This is a genomic window from Pseudomonas sp. MH9.2 (assembly GCF_034353875.1).
Lineage (GTDB): Bacteria > Pseudomonadota > Gammaproteobacteria > Pseudomonadales > Pseudomonadaceae > Aquipseudomonas.
This window is the reverse complement of record NZ_CP133784.1, coordinates 3,711,890-3,737,497: the sequence shown is the minus strand read 5'-3', so window position 1 is coordinate 3,737,497 and position 25,608 is coordinate 3,711,890. Positions and strand designations below refer to the sequence as shown.

Genomic DNA, 25,608 nt, shown 5'->3' with positions numbered 1-25,608 from the left:
AGGCTAACTGATGAGCGAATACTGGCCGACACGGCGCCCCCAAAACAGTCGATTAGATAAGATGGCGATAACATCAGCGCCCCGGCTGAGAATGCGTCGATGACGAGGCGGCGATAAAGGCTTACGCGGGAGACATGATGGGAAGATGGAAAAGACCATCAACAACAACGACAACTATCATCCCCCTCCCTAAACACCGCTACGGTTTAAAAATAAATCGCCCATCTTCCGTGGGAGCTGTTGCTGTTTCAGCACGACACCCTCGAAGCCCTTAGGCACCTAACGGTCCAATGATACCCAAGAGCCTCACTAAAATCCTGCCTACGTGCTACGAATCAGCGCCAGTCTTTAGTCGACAATGCCGCAAGGAGCGCTTTTTGCCAATAGACGTATTCGTCGACGTGGACCAACTGGTGGCTGGAGACAATACCAAGCGTACTCACTGTCCGTATGTAGAGTTGATCAAGATCGCAAGCTTCACGATACAAAACACATGATTCACTCTACATCGCAGGACAATGCGCCAGAGGGCGGGAGCCCACCCTCTGGTCAAGCGTCAGGCTATCCCGGAGGTCGTCGGCTCATCCAAACCCATTGAGTTCAGCCTGGCATAGTAGCCATTCTGGGCCAGCAACTGGGCGTGAGTGCCTCGCTCGACAATCTGTCCTTTGTCCATGACCAAAATCAGGTCGGCTTTCTCAATGGTCGAAAGGCGGTGAGCAATGACCAGCGTGGTGCGTCCCTTCATCGCCTGATCCAGTGCGGCCTGAATATGCCGTTCAGACTCGGTATCCAAAGCAGATGTTGCCTCATCAAGAATCAGCAACGGAGCATTTTTCAACAGTGCCCGAGCAATCGCCAAACGCTGACGCTGCCCACCCGACAACAAGACACCGTTCTCGCCCACCAAGGTGTCCAGGCCTTTAGGCAACTGCTCGATAAAATCCTTGGCATAGGCATCTTCCGCAGCTTTCTCGATGGCCGCACGCGGCGCGCCTGCTAAATCGCCATACGCAATGTTGTTAGCCACGGTATCGCTGAACAGCGTGACGTGTTGGGTGACCTGGGCGATGTGCCGACGTAGATTGAGCAAGCGGTAATGCTCAACCTCAATACCGTCCAATAGGATTTGACCGTCCGTATGGTGATAAAAGCGCGGAATCAAGCTGGCCAGCGTCGACTTCCCGCTGCCAGAACGCCCTACCAGCGCCACGACCTGTCCCGATTCAACGGTAAAGGAAATATTATCCAGGACCAGACGATCAGTTCCCGGATAGGTAAAACTCAGATTCCGCACCTCCAACCGCCCTGTCAGCGAACTGCGTTCAAGGGTACCGCCGTCCATTTCAGGCTCGACATCCAACTGTTCGAAAATGCTCTCAGCACCCGCAACGCCCTTCTGGATGGTTGAACTGACCTCAGACAATTGACGAATCGGCTTGGGTAAAAAACCCGCCAGGGTGATGTAGGCAATCATATCGCCCGCAGAAGCATCACCACGCAGGTACAGCACCAGGAACATCAAGACCGCCATGGCCGTGTAAATCACCAACTGCAACATCGGGGTGTAAATAGCCCCGGTGCGAGTCATGCGTAATTGCCGGTTGGTATTGCTTTCGCTCGCGTTGAGAAACCGCTGTTTCTCGTAGGCCTCGCCGCCAAAGCTGCGGACCACGCGATAACCCTGGATAGTTTCAGACGCCACATGGGTGACGTCGCCCATCGCGGCCTGTATTTTCTTGCTTTGCTTGCGAAACTTTTTACTGGCCGTACCGACCATGAATGCAATCATTGGAAGAATGGCAATCATCACCAGCGTCAAACGCCAGTTCATAAAAAGCAGCGAGGCAAACAGGAAGACAACGCTCATTCCCTCACGGATTACGACCTTGATCGCATCCGTTGCCGCCCCGGTGACCATGGTGACGTTAAAGGTGATACGCGAGATCAGATGCCCCGAGTTATTCTGGTCGAAATAACGATTCGGCAAGACCAGCAAGTTATTGAACAACTCCATTCGCAGGTCATGGACCAGCCCTAGCGATACCTTTGCCAGAAAGTAGTTACCCAGATAGGATCCCAACCCCTGCCAGGCCGCGATCAGGACAATCAACAATGGCACAGCCTGCAGCAGCTGCAAATCGCGCAGGTAAGGAACACTGGGGAACAACACGGCTTCCGGGTTGGACAGACCATCAACAAAGTACTTTAGGATGTACCCCAGCATTGGCTGCGTCGAAGCAAAAATCACAAACCCGACAATGCTAATCAGAAAAATCCCGGCATAGGGTCGGACGTAGCCGAGCAAGCGGAAGTAGATCTTCATGCTCGAAGGGCTACCGGAGGGACTGGATTCGGTCATATCACGCGGCGGTAATTGAAAAAGGAGGCTGACTTTAGCACAGCTTCTCTGATGTACTGGCAGCGGTTTAGAATACAAGCCTGCTCAGCCCACGCAACAACATCAAATTGCCATCAACTTATGATAGCTAATCACCTTCTGGAGCGAGCTTCTCGTATGCACTACAGCGGTCTGCGTCATGCCTCCAATCGAGCCTTCGAGTTTATTTGCCTGTGGATCATTCCCATCGGCTTTTTCCTATTGCTATGCGACCTGTTTTTTCTTCCCGGACGTCCGCAGCATCACAAGCTTTATTACGCACTGTTCAGCATTCCAACGCTGATCGCCATTTGCCTGCGCCCCCGAGAACTGCGTGACCTGCTACACGAGCCTCTCATTTTGAGCTTTCTGGCCTTTTTAGCCTGGTCACTGATCAGCCTATTCTGGAGCCCCCTCGACGAAAGCATCGGAGGACTGATAAAGCCGCCACTGCACACGCTCATGCTGTTCATCGGCTGCGTATTACTGGTGCGCTACCGTAGCGAATACCTGCAACCCTTGTTTTTTGGGGCCGCCGTGGTTGCGCTGATTGCCTCACTCTTCAATTTGTATGCGTTCGCCAAAGCCTACTCTCCCGACCTACGGATGATCGGAGCCGGCGCTTTCGACAATCCACTGCTGAGTTCCCACGTCTTTGGCTTTTTCTGCATTTATTGGCTGAGCCTGAGCATGACCTGTAAGCGACGAGCGGTACTTTGGCTAAGCATTCCCGCATTGATCGTAATGTTCACGGCGGTGATGGCGACGGGCTCCCGAACTCCGCTGGTCGCATTGGCCCTTGCAACACTGTGGCTCTGCTTTGTCTGCTGGAATCGCCGCTCCTTATTCGTACTGATCGGCACGGCCATCTGTGCTGCCATTGTGGTGTTTGAGTTCTCTGGGATTATTACCGCTCGGGGAGGGTCCTATCGTTTCGAATTATGGAAACTGGCCCTCGAACAGATTGCCCATCACCCCTGGATAGGCAAAGGTCTAAACGCGTCACTGAGCCTTGATGTCGGGGTCGGCTATCTTCTGGAAGAACCCCACAGTTTTGCACTTGGCGTCCTCTACTATGTCGGCATCATTGGCTTCATACCCTGGCTGTTCATGCAGGCATGGGCACTGCTGAGCGCTTGGCGGCAACGGGCGCACCCATTGTTTATCATCGCCTCCACATGGCTGGTTTTCGGTATGGGTGCAGGGCTGACAGAAGGTGGCGGCATTTTGAGTCGCCCTAAAGAACACTGGTACCTGTTGGTTATCCCGCTGGCCCTGATTGCCGCCCTTAACATCAGCCGGCGTAGCGGCCGACTCCCAGGCATACACGTCGAGCCTCTAACCACCAGCGCTATGACGCAATTGGCAGACGGCGCTCATGTCGTCGAGAAGGATGGGCTGGGACCCAAAGTATTACGGCTCAGCAACGGCCACTTCCTAAAACTGTTCCGCCCTCGGCGCTGGTACACATCGGGGCACTTCACCCCCTACTCTGAACGCTTCGCTTCGAACAGTGAGCACCTGCGCAGCCTGGATATCCCAAGCCCGGACATCCTCAAGTTGTATCAACTGGATGATGGAAGCAGTGCCGTACTCTACCAACCGCTGTCAGGCCAAACCCTGCGCCAAATTCTGCAGTCGACGGGCGCGCCTGCCGTTCGCGAGGCATTGGTCGAGCGCTTTGGCAAATTTCTGGCTCAACTGCATGACCGAGGCATCTACTTTCGCTCGGTTCACCTGGGCAATGTCCTGCTGCTCGACACCGGCGAGTTTGGCTTAATCGACCTGGCCGACATGCGAATCCTGCCCTCGCCGCTCAATTTGTCGCTACGCCAGCGAAATCTACGGCATATACAGCGTTACCCCGAAGACAGGCGCTGGCTGTTTGAAGAGCAATTACAGGCTCTACTCCAAGGGTACGGTAAAGTGGCGCCGAAACGAGCAGTGGATAACATGCACAAACATGTGCTGGCTTTTGCAGTAAAGGCGGGGTGAATCGACACGGCCAGCGTAAATAGAGGGGGCAGCGCGGTCGACGCTCTCGGGTATACGTCAGGAAATCATCCATATCAGAACTGCAGAGCTTACTCAAAACGCTCTGCAACTCAACCTCTGGCCAGTCGTGGACCTGAGGCAAACCGCAGCTACCACGACCGATGTGATAGCCGGGATAGCGCTCTCTGAAACGAGCCGTGCCACGTTCTGTTTTTGGTAACTTTCGGATTTCAGGACGCGCCATGCGCTTGTTCAAAAACCGCTGAATCCAACCCGTAAGAATACTCGCTCAGTTTTTTTCCAAGCGCGAAAAGTACAAACGCCCTAGTGCGCGCCAGGTTTTGCCCGTCCAAGCCTTGAAGGGCAACTGCGCCAAAAGCTCACGAGCCAGTGGGCGGTCACGATTGGATGTTTTCAGGAACATGGAGTTGAGGAATTTGTAACGCACTTCCTCATAACGCGGATGGTCACTGAATAGCGCATACGAGCGCAGAATGTTATCAATCATGAATCGGTGGTTTTTATACGAGTTGGTAGCGTGCTTACGATAGCGCGCCATCAATACACTCAGGCCATCGATAAAATACCCGGCGTGGGTGATTTTCAATTCAATCAACAGGTCTTCCAAACGAATATCAGGGTCGAAACCGCCGACTTTTTCCAGCGCTTCACGCCGGATCAATAACGTAGGGGCTGGTGGATAGGGCTTTCGCTCCAAGAACATATCATCGAAATCAAGGCGACGAAATGGCACCTCCCGGCGCTGACGCTTCTCGGGAAACAGGTTGCCCTCAGCATCAATCAATTCGATATTGCCCGCGCAAATACCGACTTCCGGCTTGTCCTGCATGTATGCCACTTGAGTCGCAATACGCTCCGGCAACATGATGTCATCCGACCCGAAAGGGGCGATCAAGCTGCCGGTTGAACGCGCGATAGCGTCATTGAGGGTATGGGTCAAACCCTGGTTTTGCTGGACCCTAAAATCAAAACCATAGCGGGTTTGCAGGCGGCGAATACGCTCGACACTGTCATCCTTAGAACCATCATCGATGACCAGCAACTCAATATGCGGGTACGTCTGGTTCAGGACGCTCAGGATGCTTTGTTCGATATAGGGGCCATGGTTATAGGAGGCGATAATCACCGTCACCCGTGGTTGATCGCCTGTCACAAACCCCCCTTCTGCGCCAGGCCCAGACCTGTCTCAATCAACGCCAGATACTCCTGACGAAATACATCGATATCGTGCTGAGCCAGCAAATAACGATAGGCTTGCTCACCCTTAGCCTGAAGCACTTCATCCGAGAGGCTCAAGTACTCATCCAGGGCCGCCTTAAGCGCGGGAACATTAGCCGGCTCTACGGCAAGCCCACCGGCACCGTGAATGAGCGGGAGCATGGCTGGAACACTGGAAGCAATAACCGGCAGATGCCCGCTCATGCCTTCAAGCAGCGCCAACCCCAAGCCCTCAGCCAGGGAGGGCATGGTCCAAATATCGAAAGCCCTGACGTACTGCAGTGCATTTTCGCGAAAACCCAGTAAATGAGCGCGGCCGATCAGCCCCAATTGTTCAATTTCACAACGCAGTCGCGACTCCTCACGCCCCGCTCCGATGATTGCCAATTGAGCATTCGGGTACTTGTCTTTCAGAGCGGCAAAAGCCTGCAAGAGGTACGTGTGCCCCTTGACCGGCACCAGCCTCCCCAATGCGCCAACCAGCCGTACGGAGGGATCAAGCCCCAGCAACTGCCGAGCCTGCTCACGAGCGTACTGCAGGCCTTCAGCTTGCTCAATGTCGATAGCATTGGTGATGGCGTAGGTATTCTCATCGGTAAAGCCACAGTCGCAGTCAATCAGGTACTGCTTGACTGCCGGGGAGACGCCGACAAACCGCCAGTGCTTATCAATCCGGCCCTGAGCTTGGCGCCGGCGATAAAATCGATCGTACTCGCCAAACCCATGGGAAATGCCGATACACAAAGGGATCTTCAGCCAACGATTAAGCTGGAGCATCATATTGACCGGTTTGAAGCGATTACAGATCACCACATCGAACTGTTCTTTGCGGCAAAACCAAAAAAGCCGCCACATAGCGCGCAGGCGCAAGCCCTTGAGCGATTTTTCGGGAAACTCAAAATACACTGAGCGGTCAGCGCGACTCACCGCGCCTCCAGAGTCCGGCTTGCCACGCATAAACGCCGCCGTCACGTCATAGCGATCTGCGGGCAGAGCTTTGACAATCTGTTCCGCCAAATCAGCGAAATCGTAAGCCTTAACGTTGTAATCCGGCTGCAACTGCAGCACTTTTAAGCGCTGACTCATACCGCTCCCCGCTGAAAGCCTGACGCATCAATAACCCAAGCCGACTGCGCCGCCAAGTGTTTTACCGTTTCAGGGTCGGGCGCTGGCAAACTCGACCACTCATGCCGCTTCCAAAACATAAAATGAAAATACGGGAAAGGTCGACTCCCATCCTGCTCATTGGTCAACTGCCCCTTGTGCCATAGCCAGCGAGAGGGGAAACCATGAGAGCCATCATGCCACTTGATGCAGCTGCCCGGTGTACTGAATGCTTCTGTAAATTCACTGCGTCGCCGCCACGGATTAAATTTCCCCACCAGATTGAACAGCGGCCTCGGGAAATTTTTACGCCACAGAAAAATACGACTGAATGCACCTTCATCCAAAGCATGCTGCTGTTGATCGGCAAAACGCTTACGCCAGTTTTTAATCCGCATGAATAGTTCACGGCTGCGCACTGAGTTGCGCATCAAACACAAATGCCCGGCCACACGCCGTTCATGGGTCGAAAACAGGTCGTAGCGAGCCAAACGCTCTCGCGCAAAGCAGCGCCGCAGATCACCGTAGACTAGATCAGTATCGCCGAATGCCCAAAAGTCGTAACCGTCAAGGCGATCGGCATGAATAAAACCCAAGGCTGGTTTGATATCGCACAATTTATAAGCTGCTACGGGCGAGAAGTGAATACCCAAACGATCCGAGACCAACTGGCAATAGCTCTTAAAATCAATGATTTCAACCCTGACATTATCTGGAAGGTTCTCTGGAATACCGCAATCACTAAACAGTAGCCAGTCGATATCTGCGTTATGCCGACAGCTTTCAAGAAAGAAAGGCATCCAGAACGGCCAACGGCCAAAGTAAGGAATGATAAAAAGAATCCGCGGATTTGGCTTGCTCACAAAATACTCACTGTACATTGTTTTTATTTAGGCCATGTTCCGCCCTAGGCTGCTTCATTATTTGCGTGGCAGAAACCAGAACAACTCGTGACGTCTGACCGCTTTGCGAAAAAACTCATTCTCCCCGTAGGGTGACGATGCCCTGCCGACCAATAGCCGTTGTATCAAACGTCGTAGTCGTCGCTTGAAAGGCACGGCCGTTTGCAGATCATGCATCATTCCCAGCGCCATCGCCTTGTCCCGCTGCTGCTCCAGTGTCAGAGAGTAAACACAAGGCTGCAAAACCTGATCTGGATCGAACGCAGGCGCAAGCGCAATACCGGCTCCCGAATCCCCCATTGGCCAGCGATCATTGTCATGGAGGTGGTTGGCATAACCGAGCAATGCCTGCGGCTGCCACTCCAACCCTTTTAACGCTTCCAGAACCGCAGCCTGGGCACAAATATGGTCAGGGTGCGGGTCCAGTGTCGGATGGGGCATCACAATCACCTGCGGCCGGGCCCGGATAAGGAGCGCTCGCAAATCCGCCAGCAGGTTATTCCAAGTCGGAGCACCATCTGTGTCGCCGGGCAACACAAACGCGTTGAACTGGCGAAACAAGCGGGTATCACTCAACGCTGCTTCGCGTGAACCAACAGGCTTATCGGGTGCCGCTTGCATCGCGGGAAGCTGTAGGCAGAAATACCCGAGCTGCACACAATGTTCCTGCGGCACGCCAGCCCAACGCGGCACCGCAATACTGTCCCAAGCCCGCAAGCGGCCCTTGATTCGAGCCGCTTCAACAGGGTCGAGTCCCATTTTCTGGTAATGCTGCGCTTCAATTTCACCTGCCGTCAGGGTCACGATCCAAGCCTCATCAGCCTGACTGTACAAACCAAACGCTGCCAATTCGGCATCATCAGCATGGGGAGCAATCACCATGACCCGCTGACGCCTGTAATCCGGATACTGAAAAGACCACAACTTCGGCGGCCCCTTCAGGCGACAGAAACGGCCTCGCAAGCGCACCTCACCACGCGCCAAGGGTTGTGCAACCGTACTGAGGTTCAGATAACGCAAGCCGTTGACCCCGCGCTCAAATGTCTGACGGTCCTGTTGATCACCATCGAGCACCATCACCACAGGATCAAAGAAACGCCCCAGCCACGTACTCTTGACCTGCAACGCCAGCACCAGCGTTTGATCGGCGGCGGGATCCAGCGGCGTGTCCATCAACAAGTGCTGTCCCTCAAGGCGAACCTCAAGCACACGACTGTCCGATGGGAAGGTGTACTGATAATCATCCTTGGGCGAATAGAACAGATGGTCGGCGAACCAAGCCTCATGGGCAATCCACACCAGCACACCGAGCAGGAGCGGCAACCACCAGGCAACCAGGACCCCAAGGGCCCCTAACAGCACAAGCCCCACCAATAAAACAATGCGTTTATGCCGCCGATGACGCTTGAGCAACTGCTGCTTTCGACTGACGTCCTGACTCATACCTTGAATACCGGCACAGGGTTGCACCAACGCTCTTTATATTCTCGATCCGCTCGACCAAACGAAAAGCGCAAGGGCTTCCCCAAGGTCCTGGCATGCTCCCAGGCACTTTGGGTATTAAGAAAGCTCAACACGCTCCCCGGACTGAACTCACGTGTCTCGGGGTCTACGCCGCCGTTGATGTACTCCACACTGACCCACTGCGGCGCCTCAACCCTATACACCAGTTGAATGGCGATAGGAGCATCATTGAGGAAAATAACCGACCCGATCAGCAGTTCGCGCAATAGCTCGACGACCTCGGCCATGCGCTCGGCACCCGTCGCAGGGAAGCCCCAGCGCCGCTGAAACAGGTCGCAGTAAATCGCCGCCAACTCCCGACTGCCAAACTCGCTGACGGGCCGCACCACACCGCCTGCCTCCTCCAGCAACCGTAACTCGCGTCGCTGGTTATAGCGAAACTTCTTCGATAACGTTTCAGGGGTACGCGCCATCGCCAACTGTTCAGCCTGCGGTTGCAGAGTGGTGATCTGCCCGTCATGCAATGACGACAAATAACGGCCACGGTGGCGCAAAGCAACCTGTGCATCCGCCGCCACAGGCAAAATCAACTCGGCATTACCCAGGTCGAACAGGCCTTTCTTGCCACAACGCTTAAGCACATCCTTGGACAGCGCCAAATCGCGGCCCCAAGTCGCAATAGATGCCTTCAACTCACCCTTTTGCTCCCAGGCCAGGTACCGAACCGGAATCTGCGCCAGGTGCGCCAAGCGCTCGACCACCAACGGATGAGTCGCCACACTGCCGCCAAACTGCTGCCAGGCGGCGGCATAGGTACACGCATCAACTGCCGACCAACCGCGCTCACGCCAGCCTTGAAATCGGTTGAGCATCAAACCTCCGCAGTCAGGTCAGTCACCTGTGGCAAACGCCAGAATGCGTCACGTACCGCCTGGTCAGAGAAACGCTCACGAAGGCGCTCAAGCATCAAACGAGCACAGTCCTGACGCTGTTCATCATTAAGCGCGGCAAGGTGTTCAAGCCCTTGGGCCAACTGCTCGGCACTACCTTGCGCAAACAAAATACCCACGCCCTCGACCACTTCCTTGGCCCCGCCACACGCCGTAGCCAACAGAGGGACACCGGCAGCCATGGCTTCGAGCAGTACCATGCCGAACGGCTCATGATCAGAACTCAAAGCAAAGACATCAAACGCACGAAAATAACGGCGCGCCTCTGGGATCTGCCCCAGAAACAGAACTCGATCACTTACCCCAAGTTCCTCTGCCAGTTGTTTAAGCGCCTGCTCAAGACGACCGACACCCACAATCACTAAATAGCTGTTTTTTGGCAAAGAGGGCAAGGCCGTAGCAAACCCTCGCAGTAGAGTGGCCTGGTCCTTATCGGGATGAAGTCGGCCCACGTTACCGACAATCCAGCCATCGGCAGGCAGACCCAGCACATCACGCGACTGGGCTTTGGATAATTGACTGGCTTGCAGCGCATCGATATCAACACGGTTGTACAACGTACGAATACGCCCGTTCGGCCATGTCGGCAGGCATTGGCGCATGTCATCACGCACCGCATCGGAAACGCCAAGCAGGCTCAAACGTTTGCGCAACAGGTGCGCGAACAGCTTGCGACTGCGGCGCGCATAATCACCAAACGCATGATGTACGCCGATCACCGGCAAAGTGGTGGCCAGCAACGCGACGTAAATAGGCTTGAAACGATGGGCAATACAGAAACTGAAGTTTCGGGACCGGGCGATTTTGCGCAAGTCGCATATCGCCCCCAGTTTCAGCCCCCGGATGGCTTTGGAACTGTACTCCATGAACAGCACTTCGTCCGAAGCACAGTCGGCAGCGACATCGGCATCGGCCACGCCTGTCAGAAAGACCGTGGTCACCCGATACCCCGTTCCCGCAAACAGGCTGGCGTATTGCCGGGCGCAGTCGAGAAACGGCCCGTCATAGCCGTGACAAAACTGCAGCACATGGCGTTCAGCCGAAAGTGTCATAAGCATCCACGCCGTCTTTGAGCACCAGGATATCTTCCATGATCAAGTACTCCAGATCGGAGCCAAAGAACATATTCAAGGCGTCCGTCGGCGAGCAGATCATCGGTTCGCCACGACGGTTGAGCGAGGTGTTCAACGACACGCCGTTGCCGGTCAGTTCTTCCAGCGCCTTCATCATGTCGTAGTAGCGCGGGTTGTATTTGCGCTCCAGCACCTGTGCGCGGGAGGTTCCATCTTCATGGACCACTTCCGGCACACGGCTCTTCCACTCGTCCGACACTTCAAAGGTGAAGGTCATAAAAGGAGCCGGGTGATCGACCTTGATCATCTGTGGGCCAACGGTATCGAGCATCGACGGGCAGAAAGGCCTCCAGCGTTCACGGAACTTGATTTGCTCGTTGATACGGTTGGCCACGCCAGCAATGCTCGGGCAACCAATGATCGAACGACCGCCCAAGGCTCGCGGACCGAATTCCATCCGACCCTGGAACCAGGCGACTGGGTTACCTTCGACCATGATTTTGGCGATGCGCTGTGGAGTGTTGTCGATCTTGCGCCAGACCGGTTTGCTCGGGTGGCGAGCGCAAGCGGCGATCACGTCTTCGTTGCTGTACGACGGGCCGAGATAGACGTGTTCCATCTTCTCCACGGGTACCCCGCGCGCGTGAGACACATAAGCCGCAGCGCCCACAGCGGTCCCGGCATCGCCGGAGGCAGGTTGCACAAACAGCTCTTTGACTTCCGGACGTGCGATGATCTTCTGGTTCAGTTTGACGTTCAGTGCACAACCGCCTGCGAAGGCCAGCTTGCCGGTCTCCTTGAGGATATCGCCCAGGTAGAAGTCCATCATTTGCAGCGACAGTTTCTCGAACAGCGCTTGCATACTTGCGGCGTAGTGGATGTAGGGCTCGTCCGCTATGTCGCCTTCGCGCTTGGGACCCAGCCACTCGATGAGCTTAGGCGAGAAGTAGAAACCTTTGCCCTTCTCTTTATAGCGACGCAGGCCGATCACGTTGGCGTAGTCGGTGTTGATGACCAACTCACCATTTTCGAACGTCGCCAGACGTGAGAAATCGTATTTGCTGGCATCGCCATACGGCGCCATGCCCATGACCTTGAATTCACCGTCGAGCATTTCGAAGCCGAGGAATTCGGTGATCGCGCCGTATAGGCCGCCGAGGGAGTCCGGGTCGAAGAACTCTTTGATCTTGTGGATCTTGCCGTTTTCGCCATAGCCGAAGAACGTCGTGGCGTACTCACCCTTGCCATCGATGCCCATGATCGCGGTTTTCTCTTGAAAACCGGAGCAGTGGTAAGCGCTAGAGGCGTGGGCCAAGTGGTGTTCGACAGGCTCGATCTTGATTTTCTTCGGATCGAAGCCCAACTGCTCCAGGCAGAAGACGATTTTGTTGCGATAGCGTTTGTAGCGGCGGTTGCCCATCAGCAGCGCATCAAGGGCGCGATCAGGTGCGTACCAGTAGCGCTTGGCATAGTGCCAACGCGCCTTGCCGAACAGGCTGATAGGGGCGAAAGGAATCGCCACCACGTCAACGTCCGAAGGCTTGATACCCGCTTGCTCCAGACAGAACTTCGCCGACTCGTAGGGCATGCGGTTCTTTGCGTGCTTATCGCGAACGAAGCGCTCTTCTTCAGCGGCCGCAATTAGCTTGCCGTCGATATACAGGGCTGCGGAAGGATCATGGCTAAGGGCGCCGGACAGGCCAAGAATCGTCAATGCCACAGGGGTCTAGCCTCTTTAGTCTGCATGCAGGCGGTAGGCGCCTGAGAAAAATGTGCTCTCGCAAAAGGCGCGAGGAACAGCTAAAGGGCGGGATTATAGCGCAATGAGGCTACGTGTGGTCGGGTGGCTCACAGCACACGGTCAAGGATGATCATGGACCTGTCAGCGCGGGCAGAAGGGGCCGCCAGACACCTGACCCGCGCAGACTACGTTGCGGCTCAAGCCCCGGCGAACAAAAGAGGCACGCACTTATTCGGCGATTTTGGGCAAGCGCTGTTCCAGTGACTGACGCAGCACACTGTCGGCAGGCCAGTTACGCATAAACCGTGCACGGTCTCGCTCGAACGCCTTGGCGAAGGATGCAGCTGAAGTGTGCTGGCACATCGCATCAAGGTCGATCAGCGTCCAGCGATCCTGATGCCAGAACACGTTGTGCCCTTTCAGATCGCCATGGCTGATGCGTTCGCGCAACAACTGGCCGAACAACTGATCCAGCGCCTGCAACTCAACTTCCGGCGCATTGCCTGTCGCTACATAAGGCGCGAACCGCTCAATGATGTCCGGCCCCGGCAAGAACTCGGTCACCAGGTAAGCCTTGCGCCGCAGCCAGAAGAATCGCTGCTCCAGCAACGCCAGTGGTTTGGGCGTCGCGATACCGAGGAACGCCAGCCGATTGCCTTCACGCCAGGAGTGCCAAGCGCGACTCGGACGCCAGAAACGCTTGAGCCAATGAGCAAAACTCTTGATGTTGTAGCGTTTGATCACCAGTGATCGACCCGCCACATCCACACGCCCGACGCTGGCCGCGCCACCAGTCTTGTAAAGATGACCGTGATCAAGCAACTGGTCGGCCTGGGCCAGTACCGGCGTCATCGCGGCCTCTTCTTCGCGCCGAATTGCGCGCAGGCCAAAGGCGCTGTCTTTGACGCTGAACAGACTGCAATCGCGGCCGACCTTGCTGAGGAAGTCCTTCAGGCGCCAAACGCGAACCTTATCGATCTGTTTTTGCAGCGCCTCCATTGGCAAACCATGTTCGCCGTTGCTCAACAGGTAATGCACCAGCAATTCTTCAGTAAATGGCTCGAGGGTCTTGGGCAACTGGGCGAAAAATACCCCGAGATTTTCCAGAACCCGTGTTCGCGACAACGGCTTGCCAGCCTGTTCTGCGCAAATCCCGGCACCGTCAATCAAATACAACTGACCGTTGTGACGCAGCAGGTTGTCCAGGTGCAGGTCTTCCTGCCAAAGCCCTTTGCTGTGCAGGCGGGCGATGGCTGAAAGCGCATCACCCAGCACCGCGTGCTGCTCTTGAGCCAAGACTGGCAAGCTTTCAACTTCAGCCCAGGCTTCACCGAGGCTATGTGCGTGCTCCAGATACTCGAACAATAACCAACCACCCTCGCCATTTTGCAAGCCATCGGCCAGCAGCAACGGTGTGGTCATGCCTTGCTCGGCAAGCAGTCGAGCGCCCGCCAGCTCGCGCTGAAAATGTCGCGCGGCTTTGGGTCCGACCAACAACTTTGCCAATACCACACGTCCACGCCAGATACCGGCGCCGACATAGCGTTGCCCCGGCAACACCCGCAGCAAGGTCAACAGTTGCAACTCGGCCGGGCCTGCAGCATCAGACAGTGCCAGGTTTATCGGCAGCGCAGGCGTACGCCCAGCGGATTTGAGTTCAGACAAACGCATCAGAGAACCTCTTTATGACTGCGGCGTTTGACCAGTCGTCGCCACCACGTATTGACCACCGTACTGGTGACTGGCGCTTGCAGGTACGTTGCCAAAAAGTCACGCACCTCGGTTTCATTCCATATCGGCGCTTGGCGCAGCAACGACTCAAGGTCTCTGATACGGTCACGCCAACCGAACAGTGCGGGCCGCGTTTTCTCCAGACCTATTAACTGCGCCTGATACGCATCAGATCGCGAACGCAGGAAGACATGCCTGGGGCAGAAGCAGCCGTGAACCTGCCCGGCAGAATGCAGTGTGCGCGCCAACTGCCCACAGGACCGAAGGATCGCCAGATGCTGGTGGGGATTGAGCGTCGACCACTGCTGCAACAGAGCGTCCAGATCGACCCAACCGTCCAGCGCCCGCGTCATCAGAATCGCCCGACGCTCGCCTTTTACTTTGCGCTCGCCGTAGAACACCGCATACAACGAGGGAATGCCCAATGACTGGTAGCGGTTGATCATGCGAAATTCACGAGCAAACGAGGGCTCGCCTAACGGTCGATACGCGCTTCGGACCAGGTAGTTGCTCTGGCGCTTCAGGTAAAAGCCGGACGCTTCCAGCTCCAGGCTATCCACGCGGCTCCAGCCGGAGCCCAGGGTGCCAGGCTCGCCGACGATGTCTCGTGGCATGTCCCACAAGGCATCGAAATCAGCCAGGCCATGGCGATCAAGCAACCCCCGATCAGTTGCCGCAATGAAGTCACTCATCCGCGCGCCTCGAAAAAACCGAGTATAAAGCAGATGCTTTTTTGTCCAGCCGGCTCAACTTACAGCCCCCCCATCAGAGCGCATCCCCGTAGCGTACTTTGCGTGCGTACAGCTTGTTGGCCTTGCTTTCCAGCCAACGGAGCAACGCGGCTTCCTCTGCCAGGATCTGCCTCAACGGCTGCTGGAAGTAGCCGCGCAGGAAGCGCAATTTGTCTCGCTGGGTCAGGCCAATATCCAGCGCCGAAAAATACAGCGCGGCCAAGTCCTTGTTACGCCATCGCATGCTAATCGTCTTGCGTGTCTGAGCGCGGTGCAGGTCGATCAACGACAGTTTGAAGTCATCGGCCGTCACCGGCTTGTCGGTATGCAACAGAAAGTGACAGATGTAGCAGTCACGATGATTGACCCCGGCGCGGTGCATCATGCCGGTCATGCGCGCGACCTCGGCGATCAATGCGCGCTTGAGCCTTGGCTGCGGCGGTTGCTGACGCCAATGGATGCTGAAATCTTCCAGGCTGACGGTCGGCGCCAATTCTTCGGTGACGATGAATGAGTGCTGCGCGGCCGGATTGCTGCCGCGCTCGCCATAGGCAACGGCGGTCATGGTGGGCACACCGATTTCATGCAGGCGATTGATCGCCTTCCACTCCTGACCGGCGCCCAGTACTGGCAATTTGGCGGTCATCAGGTTTTTGACCACTTCGCCCCAGCCGATACCCCGGTGAATCTTGACGAAATACCCGCGCCCCTCGACCTCAGTGCGCAATGTGCGCCGACCTTCGAGTTCGCGATAAACCTGACCGTCCAAACGCTCGACTTCGGCGAACGCATCGCGCCCATCCCAGAGGCTTTTGAACGGCTCAGCAAGGATCAATTTCATCCGTGGTGCTCCGCCAGAATCACATCGGCCGCATGCTGCGGCATGCTATAGAGGTCCGCCGTATCGGCGAAGGCCAGGCCATGACGGCTCCAGGCCGTGCGTGCAGCGTCATCCTTGAGCATGGTTGCCAGGTAGTCGTTGAGTTGCGCCTGCTCGAAAGGCTCGTCCAGCACCCGGCCGCAATCGGCTTCGGCGATGTAATGCGCATAACCGCACACTGCACTGACCAGCACCGGTAAGCCAGCCACCAGCGCTTCAAGCAGAACCGTGCCGGTGTTTTCGTTGTAGGCAGGGTGAATCAACAAGTCAGCACCCAGCAGAAAACGCGGAATATCGCTACGCCCCTTGAGGAACTGCACATGTTCGCCCAGCCCCAGCGTGGCGCTTTGCAGCTGGAATACCTTGGGGTCGTCCTGGCCAATCACAAACAACCGGGTGCGCTTCTTCAGCGCTGACGGCAAGCCGGCCAGCGCTTTCAGACTGCGATCAACACCTTTGGTCTTGAACCCGGAGCCAATCTGCACCACCAGCAAGTCGTCGTCCGCGAGGCCAAACTCGCGCCGGAACTCGGCGCGAATCTGCGGCGCATCGGCCGGTGCACGGCGATCCAGGGCAATGCCCGGCGGTAACAGGTGGAAGCGTTCCAGCGGCGTGTCGTAGTGCTTGATAAACAACGGTTGCTGCACTTCGGAAATCATCAACACTTCGGTTTTCGCATCTTTGGCGAACACCGCTCGCTCATACTCGGCGAAGTGACGATAGCGTCCCCAGCGACGGTATAACGCGTTACGCAGGTTTTGCGCCTTGTCTTCAAAGCACCCATCAGCAGCGTAGTACACGTCCAGACCGGGCATTTTATTGAAGCCGATCAGACGGTCCACCGGACGCTTGGCCAGATCCGCTTCCATCCACGCGCTGAGCTTTTCGTTACGGCGATGGTTGAACATTGCCTTGACCGGCGCCACCAGCACTTCAAAGCCGGGCGGCACGTCGCCTTCCCAAATCAAGGTGTAGACGCGGATTTGATGCCCGCGCTGCTGGCATTCCAGGGCAATACGCATGAAGTCGCGTTGCAGGCCGCCGAACGGGAAATATTTATAAAGCACAAAAGCCAGTTGCATCAGCTTGGTTCCTTTGCCAGCAACAGCGCGCCCAATTGGCTCGCTACTCGCTCGGGATTCAAGCGAGTGAAGCACAATGGCCACTCGCGTTTTAGATCGAACCGACGCTGATCTTCAGCCGTCGGGCGATAGGTGCATTTCTTTTGCAGGCACGGGGCACATGGAAAGTCGCTGGCAATGTGCACTTGCGACTTGCCATATGCACCCGTCAGGCCAGGGTTGGTCGGGCCGAACAGCGACAGAGTTGGCACGTCCAGCGCGGCAGCCAAATGACCGAGACCGGTGTCCACCGCGACACACGCTTGAGCGCCAGCCAATACTTTGGCAACACCCGCCAAATTCAGCTTGGGCAGCACCACCGCATTATCCAGGCCGTCGGCAATGCGCTCGGCACGTGCCAGCTCGGCCGGGTTACCCCACGGCAGGCGCACCTGAAGACCGCGTGCGCCCATCAACTCAGCCAATTGCCGCCAATAGAGCTCCGGCCAGTGTTTGGTCGTCCACGTGGTGCCGTGCAGAAACAGGACAAAAGGCTCACTGTCGGGCGCGTCCAGCAGACGCGTGCGATCCAGACCGTAATCGCCCAGACCGTCAGGCACTTGATAGCCCAGCGCTTGAGCGAACAACTGGCGTAAGCGCTCCACCGCATGTTGCCCGCGCGCCACTGGATACGGTCGGTCATAAAAACGACTGGCCAACGGCTCACGCGCCGATTGCCGATCAAGGCCCACCACCGGCGCGTTGACGTAACGCGTCAGCAACGCACTTTTCAGCAGCCCTTGAGCATCAATGACCAAGTCGTAGTCAGTCTCGCTCAAGCGCTGCTTAAAGCGCCGCCACTCGCCATTCTTGAGGGTTTGCCAGAGGTTCTTGCGCCAGCGCCGGATGGCCACCGGGATCACCCCGGCCACCGCCGGATGCCAGGTCGGGATCTCGGCGAAGCCTTCTTCGACCACCCAGTCGAATTGAATACCAGGCAACGCCCGCGCAGCATCGGTCAACGCTGGCAGCGTGTGAATCACATCCCCCAGCGAAGAAGTTTTGATCAACAGTACCCGCAACTCAGATAACCTCGACCGGTGTGCCGCCCAGACGCTCCAGCGCCTCGACCACAGGTGTTGGCTCCAGCTGACGCATGCAGTTGTAATGACCAAAGCGACAGGTACGGTCGAAACACGGGCTGCATTCGATGCCCAACCGGACGATTTCGACCTTGTCGGCCAACGGTGGGGTGAAGCCCGGAGACGTCGAGCCGTACACCGCCACCAGCGGGCGATTGAGCGCCGCGGCGACGTGCATCAAGCCCGAGTCATTGGACACCACTGCGTCAGCGCAGGACATCAGGTCAATCGCTTCGGCCAGCGACGTGTCGCCGCTGAGGTTGACGGCCTCTTCGCGCAAGCCGGGGATCAATCGATCACGAATGCTCTCGCCCACCGCATGATCATTTTTCGAACCAAACAACCAGACCTGCCAGCCTTGGCGAATTCGGGTTTCAGCGACCTTGGCGTAATGTTCAGCGGGCCAGCGCTTGGACTCGCCGAACTCGGCGCCAGGACACAGCGCCAGCACCGGGCGATCAAGGGTCAAACCGAACTTGCTCAGCGCGGCATCGCGGGTGGCGGCATCGATTCGCAGGCTCGGCCGTGGATACGGCTGAGGCAGCTCGACGCCCGCGTCATAGGCCAATGCCATGAAACGTTCGATCATCAGCGGGTAACGCTGCTTGTCCAAGGTGCGCACATCGTTGAGCAGGCCGTAACGGAACTCGCCACGCCAGCCGGTGCGTTTCGGAATGCCCGCAAAAAACGGCACCAGCGCCGACTTCAGCGAGTTGGGTAACAGAATCGCCTGGTCATACTGGCCAGCCAGCGACTTGCCTATCCTGCGGCGGGTTGCCAGTTCGAGCGCGCCGTGGCCGAGCGGAAAGCTCAAGGCCTTGCGAACTTCGGGCATGCGCTCAAGAATCGGCCGGCTCCACTCAGGGGCCAACACATCGATTTCGCACTCGGGATGACGCTGTTTCAGGCACTGGAACAGCGTTTGCGCCATCACCATGTCACCGACCCAGCTTGGCCCAACGATTAGAATTCTCATGCTTAATCCAAAAACCACCAGAAACGAGCAGGGAGGCTTATCAAATTGCGCGACCTTGCCACACAACCTGACGCCTCCCTGTCATAGCGTTATAAATCCTGCGCAACACGACGGTTAAGGCCGCGAGCGCTCGCCGGATGCCATTGATTCACACCCTTAACTCAAACCTAACTCAGACCAGATCCGTAGCACTTCGCGCCGTTGGGCGTGAAATTGATCGCCGCCGATCACCCCGGCCTCTTTCTGCAAAGCCTGCCGGTGAGCCGCTGCACGATAGGCCTTATAAGCCTCGCGTAACAGGTGGGCATCTGTGTCGGGAACCAACCCGGCCTGTTCCAGACCTTCCAGAATACGGATGTTATCGGTATAACGCAGCAGTGCCGGATGCTCCCAGGACCACGCCAAGGCGGCGTATTGCACCATAAATTCGATATCGACGATACCACCGGCGTCCTGCTTGAGATCGAACGGCGCCGTGGCTTCGAAGGCATTCGCGGCCGTTCCGGCGGCCGTCGACTTGCTGCCCAGATTGTCCCGCATCTTGGCGCGCATCTCGCTCACTTCCAGTCGCAGCGCAGGCAAATCACGCTTGCGACCCAGCACCGAGGCCCGTACTTTTTCGAAAGCGGCACCTACCTCTTGGCTGCCCACCAACACCCGCGCACGCACCAGCGCCTGATGCTCCCAGGTCCAGGCTTCGTTTTCCTGATAGCGGCTGAAGGCGCCCAATGAACTGACCAGCAGCCCCGACGCGCCAGACGGACGCAGGCGCATATCGACCTCGTACAACTGACCGGAGTTGGTCTGGGTGGTCAGCAAATGGATGATCCGCTGGCCCAGTCGGGTGAAAAACTGCGCGCCATCTATAGGCTTGGCACCGTCGGTTTCAGCCTGCGGATCGCCGTCATGAATGAACACCAAGTCCAGGTCCGAACCGTGACCGAGCTCGATCCCCCCGACTTTGCCGTACCCGACAATGATGAAACCGGGATCGCACAGGGTGCCATCCGGGCGCGACGGCGTGCCGTGCCTGGCGACCGTGTGGCGCCAGGCCAAGGCCAACACCTGCTCCAGAATCGCTTCAGCCAGCCAGGTCAGGTAATCGCTGACTTTCATCAGGGGCAAGCTGCCGGTTATTTCCGAGGCCGCCACACGCAGCCGGTGGGCCAGCTTGAAGTGTCGCAGGGCCTCCATCTGTTGTTCGAGGTCATCTTCGGGAATCCGGGTCAACCGCTCGCGCAGTTCCGCTGCCAGTTCCGGGGCCAACGGCGGGCTGAACAGACGGCCTTCGTTGAGCAATTCATCGAGCAACAGCGGGAAGCGTGCGATTTGCTCGGCGATCCACGGGCTGGCCGCACACAGCGTCAGTAAACGACGCAGGGCATTGGGGTTTTCCGTGAGGAGCACCAGATAGGCGGAGCGTCGAGCGACCGCTTCGACCAGTGGTAACACGCGTTCCAATACCAAGTCGGGATTTTCATGCTCCACCGTCTGCGCCATCAGCCGTGGAATAAAGGCGTCCAGACGTTCGCGACTCAGGCGCTGCATGGAGCGTAGTTGCGGACTGCCGCGCAGGCCTGACAATTGTCTCAGCGCCTTGGCGGCATCGGTAAATCCGCCTTCCTGCAACTGGCGGCAGGCGGCGTCTTCGTCCTGGGATTCTTCCCACAGCGGCAACCATTCACCGCCGACCACCATTTGGCTTTCTTCACCCTGCTCTTCATCGGGATCAGCGATCACTTGGCGGAAATGCCAATCCACGCGACCACGCCAGTGCATCAACCGTTCGTGGAAACTCGTCCAGTCGGCAAAGCCCAGCATGAAGGCGATGCGCGCCTGATCTTCCGGGCTGTCCGGGAGCATCTGGGTCTGGCGATCGGCGATGGCCTGGATCGCGTGCTCGGTGTATCGCAAAAACTCATAGGCATCGCGCAGCTCACTAATCACCGCAGGCGGCAGATACCCCTGACCTTCCAGGGTGTTCAGCACTTTAAGCAGTGGGCGTTGTTGTAGGCTCAGGTCTCGACCGCCGTGAATCAACTGGAACGCCTGGGCGATGAACTCCACTTCGCGAATTCCGCCTGCGCCAAGCTTTATGTTCTCGGCCATGCCTTTGCGCCGGACTTCCTGCTGAATCAGCTGCTTCATGGTGCGCAGCGCTTCAATCGCAGAGAAGTCCAGATAACGCCGGTAGACGAACGGCCGCAGCATGTCGAGCAACTGCGCGCCAGCGACTTGATCGCCGCCCACCACCCGCGCCTTGATCATCGCGTAGCGTTCCCAGTCACGACCCTGATCCTGGTAATACTGCTCCAGCGCGTTAAAACTGAGCACCAGCGCACCAGACGAGCCATAAGGCCGCAAGCGCATATCCACGCGGAACACGAAACCATCGACGGTGATCGGGTCCAGCGCCTTGATCAGCCGTTGCCCCAGGCGAATGAAGAATTCCTGATTGTCCAGAGGGCGCTTGACCCCTTGGGTTTCGCCACCTTCGGGGTAACCGAAGATCAGATCGATGTCCGACGACAAGTTGAGTTCGACCGCCCCCAGTTTGCCCATCCCAAGGATGACCATCTGCTGCGGCTCACCGCTGCGACGCCCGGTCGGCACACCGAACTGCTGACAATGGCGCTGATACAGCCATTGATAGGCCAGATCGATGCAGGCGTCGGCCATGTCCGACAGGTCGCGGCAGGTTTCAACCAGATCGGCCTGACGGGTCAGATCACGCCAGACGATGCGCACCTGATGTCGGGTGCGCTGGCGGCGCAGATGGCGGCCCAACTCATCCTCGGTGCTGGCGAGTTGCACGGCGGCGTCAAGCTGCTCGCGCATCTCGCCCACGGCAAAACTGCGCTCCAACTGGCCGGACGCGGCAAGGTCGAGGAGCATTTGCGGGTCGCGACACACCTGATCGGCGACAAAGTCACTGGCCGCGCACACGCGTTCGAAAGCGGCGCGGCGCGCATCGGGCCACGTATCAAGCGTGACAAGGATATCGTCGGAAAGGGAGGCCACGGCGGTGCCCCACGACTGATGCGCACGCGTGACAAACGGCTGCAGGATGGCTGGCAGATCGGCCAGCAAAGGGAGGCTCATGGTCTATCCTTTATCGGCGTACGGAGGGCCGGTTGTCGTGACAACAAGAAATACGTAGTGAGGCGGATCGTCGAACAAAGGTTATAAATAGCTGAAAAATCATATTTCTTGGCAGCCAACATCAAGTCTTTCCCCGTCCGAGTTCACGTTACACCTACATTAACGATTTATCTCACAACACAACAGGAGCCCATAAGTCGCTCTTCTGTAGTTTTACTACTGAGGCACCTACTCGAAAGGCTGAAATGGCCGACGATTTGTAGTAAAACTACACAACGCCGGTACAACCCCCGGTAATCCAAGAATTTATGTCGTCTGCCCACAAGGCCAGTCGCAAACTCAGGCAACCGATTCTGGAAGCCTTTCCGCCCTGGAGCAAGCCATGCAAGACCTCGATCCCGTCGAAACCCAGGAATGGCTGGACGCCCTGGAATCGGTTCTCGACAAAGAAGGCGAAGACCGTGCTCACTATTTGATGACCCGTATGGGCGAGCTGGCCACCAGAAGTGGCTCACAGCTGCCTTACGCCATCACCACGCCCTACCGCAACACGATCCCCGTTACCCACGAAGCACGCATGCCTGGCGACCTGTTCATGGAACGCCGCATTCGCTCGCTGGTGCGTTGGAACGCGTTGGCAATGGTTGTCAAAACCAACCTGCATGACCCTGACCTGGGCGGTCACATCTCCAGCTTCGCCTCCAGCGCGACGCTGTATGACATTGGTTTCAACTACTTCTTCCAGGCCCCGACCGACGAACATGGCGGCGACCTGATCTACTTCCAGGGTCACGCTTCGCCGGGCGTTTACGCACGGGCGTTCATGGAAGGCCGGATCACCGAAGACCAAATGAACAACTTCCGTCAGGAAGTCGACGGCAAAGGCCTGTCGTCTTATCCACACCCGTGGCTGATGAAAGATTTCTGGCAGTTCCCGACTGTATCCATGGGCCTTGGCCCGATCCAGGCGATCTACCAGGCACGCTTCATGAAGTACCTGGAACACCGTGGCTACATCCCTGAAGGCAAGCAGAAAGTCTGGTGCTTCCTGGGCGATGGCGAGACCGACGAGCCGGAATCCCTGGGTGCAATCTCCCTGGCCGGTCGTGAAAACCTCGACAACCTGATCTTCGTCGTTAACTGCAACCTGCAACGTCTCGACGGCCCGGTTCGCGGTAACGGCAAGATCATCCAGGAACTCGAAGGTGTGTTCCGTGGCGCTCAATGGAACGTGACCAAAGTGGTCTGGGGCCGTTTCTGGGACCCACTGCTGGCCAAAGACGTCGACGGCATCCTGCAACGCCGGATGGACGAAGTGGTCGACGGCGAGTATCAGAACTACAAAGCCAAAGACGGCGCGTTCGTGCGTGAACACTTCTTCAACTCGCCCGAACTCAAGGCGATGGTTGCTGATCTGTCCGACGATGAAATCTGGAAACTCAACCGTGGCGGCCACGACCCGTACAAGGTCTACGCGGCGTACCACGAAGCCGTTAACCACAAGGGTCAACCGACCGTGGTTCTGGCCAAGACCATCAAGGGTTACGGCACCGGTGCGGGTGAAGCGAAGAACACCGCGCACAACACCAAGAAAGTCGACGTCGACAGCCTGAAAAGCTTCCGTGACCGCTTCGACATTCCAATCAAAGATGACCAACTGGAAACCCTGCCGTTCTTCAAGCCCGAAGAAGGCAGCGCCGAAGCCCGCTACTTGAGCGAGCGCCGTGCCGCACTGGGCGGTTTCGTGCCACAGCGTCGCGCCAAGAGCTTCAATCTGCCGACTCCGCCACTGGAAACCCTCAAGGCTATCCTCGACGGTTCCGGCGATCGCGAAATCTCCACCACCATGGCCTTCGTGCGGATTCTGTCGCAACTGATCAAGGACAAAGAGATCGGCCAGCGCATCGTGCCGATCATTCCCGACGAAGCCCGTACCTTCGGTATGGAAGGCATGTTCCGCCAGTTGGGCATCTACTCGGCCGTCGGCCAGCTCTACGAGCCAGTCGATAAAGAACAAGTGATGTTCTACCGCGAGGACAAGAAAGGTCAGATCCTCGAGGAAGGTATCAACGAAGCAGGCGCCATGTCCTCCTTCATCGCTGCCGGTACGTCCTACAGCACTCACAACCAACCGATGATCCCGTTCTACATCTTCTATTCGATGTTCGGGTTCCAACGTATCGGCGACCTGGCCTGGGCCGCTGGCGACAGCCGCACCCGGGGTTTCCTGGTCGGCGGCACGGCCGGTCGGACCACGCTCAACGGCGAAGGTTTGCAGCACGAAGACGGTCACAGCCACATCCTGGCCTCGACCATTCCGAACTGCCGCACGTTCGACCCGACCTACGGCTATGAGTTGGCGGTGATCATCCGCGAAGGCATGCGCCTGATGTTCGAAGAGCAGCAGGACGTTTTCTACTACCTCACCGTGATGAACGAATCCTACGTGCAACCGGCCATGCCGGCTGGCGTCGAGGAAGGCATCATCAAGGGTATGTACCTGCTCGAAGAAGACACCAAGGAAGCGGCGCACCACGTCCAGCTTATGGGGTCGGGCACTATCCTGCGTGAAGTGCGTGAAGCGGCGAAGATCCTGCGCGAGCAGTTCAACGTCGGCGCGGATGTCTGGAGCGTTACCAGCTTCAACGAACTGCGTCGCGATGGCCTGGCCGTAGAGCGCAGCAACCGCCTGCACCCGGGTCAGAAGCCTGCATTGAGCTACGTGGAAGAATGCCTCAGTGGCCGTAAAGGTCCGGTGATCGCTTCGACCGACTACATGAAACTGTTCGCTGACCAGATTCGTCAGTGGGTACCGACCAAGGAATACAAAGTCCTGGGCACTGATGGTTTCGGCCGCAGTGACAGCCGCAAGAAGCTGCGTCACTTCTTTGAAGTCGATCGTAACTTCGTGGTCCTGGCAGCTCTGGAAGCCTTGGCTGATCGCGGCGATATCGAACCCAAGGTGGTGGCTGAAGCCATCGTCAAGTTCGGCATCGACCCTGAGAAACGCAACCCACTGGACTGTTAAGAGTCTGTTTTCAGATCGCACACAGCGCTGATGAGGTGCGCGAAGCAGCAGAGGGTGCGGAATTTACATCGGTAAATGAGCACCCAACGCTGTTTTCGTCTCAACTGAA

The 25,608-nt window shown here is 57.1% G+C and carries 17 protein-coding genes; 2 read left to right on the top strand and 15 right to left on the bottom strand.

What is annotated here, in order from left to right; all coding sequences use genetic code 11:
* Window positions 1–556 precede the first annotated feature (556 nt).
* The gene (msbA, locus tag RHM55_RS17365; RefSeq protein ID WP_322177540.1) at window positions 557–2,362 is read right to left on the bottom strand and encodes a lipid A export permease/ATP-binding protein MsbA; all 1,806 of its coding nucleotides are present in this window, start codon (window positions 2,360–2,362) and stop codon (window positions 557–559) included.
* Window positions 2,363–2,518: 156 nt separating this feature from the next.
* Here msbA and RHM55_RS17360 point away from each other — a divergent pair, with 156 nt between their 5' ends.
* Window positions 2,519–4,375 carry an O-antigen ligase family protein gene (locus tag RHM55_RS17360; protein WP_322177539.1) on the top strand — a complete coding sequence of 619 codons (1,857 nt, stop codon included), beginning with the start codon at window positions 2,519–2,521 and terminating at the stop codon, window positions 4,373–4,375.
* A 289-nt stretch (window positions 4,376–4,664) separates the two neighbouring features.
* Here the strand turns inward: RHM55_RS17360 and RHM55_RS17355 are convergent, their stop codons facing one another.
* From RHM55_RS17355 to glnE, 14 genes are all read right to left on the bottom strand, one after another.
* The gene (locus RHM55_RS17355; protein WP_322177538.1) at window positions 4,665–5,549 is read right to left on the bottom strand and encodes a glycosyltransferase; all 885 of its coding nucleotides are present in this window, start codon (window positions 5,547–5,549) and stop codon (window positions 4,665–4,667) included.
* Window positions 5,546–6,700 (bottom strand): glycosyltransferase, encoded by a 1,155-nt coding sequence (locus RHM55_RS17350; protein ID WP_322177537.1) that lies wholly within the window; start codon window positions 6,698–6,700, stop codon window positions 5,546–5,548. The genes RHM55_RS17355 and RHM55_RS17350 overlap by 4 nt, the downstream gene beginning before the upstream one ends.
* Window positions 6,697–7,581: a DUF6625 family protein gene (locus RHM55_RS17345; protein WP_322177536.1), complete on the bottom strand. Its 885-nt coding sequence runs from the start codon at window positions 7,579–7,581 to the stop codon at window positions 6,697–6,699. The genes RHM55_RS17350 and RHM55_RS17345 overlap by 4 nt, the downstream gene beginning before the upstream one ends.
* Before the next feature lie 57 nt (window positions 7,582–7,638).
* Window positions 7,639–9,063 carry a PIG-L deacetylase family protein gene (locus RHM55_RS17340; protein ID WP_322177535.1) on the bottom strand — a complete coding sequence of 475 codons (1,425 nt, stop codon included), beginning with the start codon at window positions 9,061–9,063 and terminating at the stop codon, window positions 7,639–7,641.
* A complete protein-coding gene (locus tag RHM55_RS17335) occupies window positions 9,060–9,956 on the bottom strand; it encodes an antimicrobial resistance protein Mig-14 (protein ID WP_322177534.1) in 897 nt (298 codons plus the stop codon). The genes RHM55_RS17340 and RHM55_RS17335 overlap by 4 nt, the downstream gene beginning before the upstream one ends.
* Entirely contained in the window at window positions 9,956–11,086 is a 1,131-nt protein-coding gene (locus tag RHM55_RS17330; RefSeq protein WP_322177533.1) for a glycosyltransferase, read from the bottom strand. Before RHM55_RS17330 ends, RHM55_RS17335 begins: the two co-directional genes overlap by 1 nt.
* Window positions 11,070–12,827: a carbamoyltransferase gene (locus tag RHM55_RS17325; protein WP_322177532.1), complete on the bottom strand. Its 1,758-nt coding sequence runs from the start codon at window positions 12,825–12,827 to the stop codon at window positions 11,070–11,072. Before RHM55_RS17325 ends, RHM55_RS17330 begins: the two co-directional genes overlap by 17 nt.
* A 249-nt stretch (window positions 12,828–13,076) precedes the next feature.
* Complete coding sequence (locus RHM55_RS17320; protein ID WP_322177531.1) at window positions 13,077–14,519, bottom strand: lipopolysaccharide kinase InaA family protein; 1,443 nt, start codon at window positions 14,517–14,519, stop codon at window positions 13,077–13,079.
* On the bottom strand, window positions 14,519–15,271 hold the full coding sequence (locus tag RHM55_RS17315) for a lipopolysaccharide kinase InaA family protein (protein WP_322177530.1): 753 nt from the start codon (window positions 15,269–15,271) through the stop codon (window positions 14,519–14,521). The genes RHM55_RS17320 and RHM55_RS17315 overlap by 1 nt, the downstream gene beginning before the upstream one ends.
* 73 nt (window positions 15,272–15,344) lie before the next feature.
* Complete coding sequence (rfaP, locus tag RHM55_RS17310) at window positions 15,345–16,151, bottom strand: lipopolysaccharide core heptose(I) kinase RfaP (RefSeq protein ID WP_322177529.1); 807 nt, start codon at window positions 16,149–16,151, stop codon at window positions 15,345–15,347.
* Window positions 16,148–17,272, bottom strand: a complete 1,125-nt coding sequence (locus tag RHM55_RS17305; RefSeq protein WP_322177528.1) for a glycosyltransferase family 4 protein — start codon at window positions 17,270–17,272, stop codon at window positions 16,148–16,150. Before RHM55_RS17305 ends, rfaP begins: the two co-directional genes overlap by 4 nt.
* On the bottom strand, window positions 17,272–18,333 hold the full coding sequence (waaC, locus tag RHM55_RS17300; protein ID WP_322177527.1) for a lipopolysaccharide heptosyltransferase I: 1,062 nt from the start codon (window positions 18,331–18,333) through the stop codon (window positions 17,272–17,274). Before waaC ends, RHM55_RS17305 begins: the two co-directional genes overlap by 1 nt.
* Window position 18,334: 1 nt before the next feature.
* Window positions 18,335–19,369 (bottom strand): lipopolysaccharide heptosyltransferase II, encoded by a 1,035-nt coding sequence (gene waaF / locus RHM55_RS17295; RefSeq protein ID WP_322177526.1) that lies wholly within the window; start codon window positions 19,367–19,369, stop codon window positions 18,335–18,337.
* A gap of 156 nt (window positions 19,370–19,525) precedes the next feature.
* Window positions 19,526–22,471, bottom strand: coding sequence for a bifunctional [glutamate--ammonia ligase]-adenylyl-L-tyrosine phosphorylase/[glutamate--ammonia-ligase] adenylyltransferase (gene glnE, locus RHM55_RS17290; RefSeq protein ID WP_322177525.1), 2,946 nt, complete (start codon window positions 22,469–22,471; stop codon window positions 19,526–19,528).
* A gap of 382 nt (window positions 22,472–22,853) precedes the next feature.
* On the opposite strand from glnE, the gene aceE reads away from it, so the two are divergent.
* Window positions 22,854–25,499 (top strand): pyruvate dehydrogenase (acetyl-transferring), homodimeric type, encoded by a 2,646-nt coding sequence (gene aceE / locus RHM55_RS17285; protein ID WP_322177524.1) that lies wholly within the window; start codon window positions 22,854–22,856, stop codon window positions 25,497–25,499.
* Window positions 25,500–25,608 lie beyond the last annotated feature (109 nt).

Excerpts from the sequence above, each read along its gene's own strand:
- waaF (WP_322177526.1), bottom strand. The coding sequence starts at position 19,369 with ATGAGAATTCTAATCGTTGGGCCAAGCTGGGTCGGTGACATGGTGATG.
- RHM55_RS17320 (WP_322177531.1), bottom strand. The coding sequence starts at position 14,519 with ATGCGTTTGTCTGAACTCAAATCCGCTGGGCGTACGCCTGCGCTGCCG.
- msbA (WP_322177540.1), bottom strand. The coding sequence starts at position 2,362 with ATGACCGAATCCAGTCCCTCCGGTAGCCCTTCGAGCATGAAGATCTAC.
- aceE (WP_322177524.1), top strand. The coding sequence starts at position 22,854 with ATGCAAGACCTCGATCCCGTCGAAACCCAGGAATGGCTGGACGCCCTG.
- RHM55_RS17315 (WP_322177530.1), bottom strand. The coding sequence starts at position 15,271 with ATGAGTGACTTCATTGCGGCAACTGATCGGGGGTTGCTTGATCGCCAT.
- RHM55_RS17335 (WP_322177534.1), bottom strand. The coding sequence starts at position 9,956 with ATGCTCAACCGATTTCAAGGCTGGCGTGAGCGCGGTTGGTCGGCAGTT.
- RHM55_RS17305 (WP_322177528.1), bottom strand. The coding sequence starts at position 17,272 with ATGCAACTGGCTTTTGTGCTTTATAAATATTTCCCGTTCGGCGGCCTG.
- RHM55_RS17330 (WP_322177533.1), bottom strand. The coding sequence starts at position 11,086 with ATGACACTTTCGGCTGAACGCCATGTGCTGCAGTTTTGTCACGGCTAT.
- RHM55_RS17360 (WP_322177539.1), top strand. The coding sequence starts at position 2,519 with ATGCACTACAGCGGTCTGCGTCATGCCTCCAATCGAGCCTTCGAGTTT.
- rfaP (WP_322177529.1), bottom strand. The coding sequence starts at position 16,151 with ATGAAATTGATCCTTGCTGAGCCGTTCAAAAGCCTCTGGGATGGGCGC.
- RHM55_RS17340 (WP_322177535.1), bottom strand. The coding sequence starts at position 9,063 with ATGAGTCAGGACGTCAGTCGAAAGCAGCAGTTGCTCAAGCGTCATCGG.
- RHM55_RS17350 (WP_322177537.1), bottom strand. The coding sequence starts at position 6,700 with ATGAGTCAGCGCTTAAAAGTGCTGCAGTTGCAGCCGGATTACAACGTT.
- glnE (WP_322177525.1), bottom strand. The coding sequence starts at position 22,471 with ATGAGCCTCCCTTTGCTGGCCGATCTGCCAGCCATCCTGCAGCCGTTT.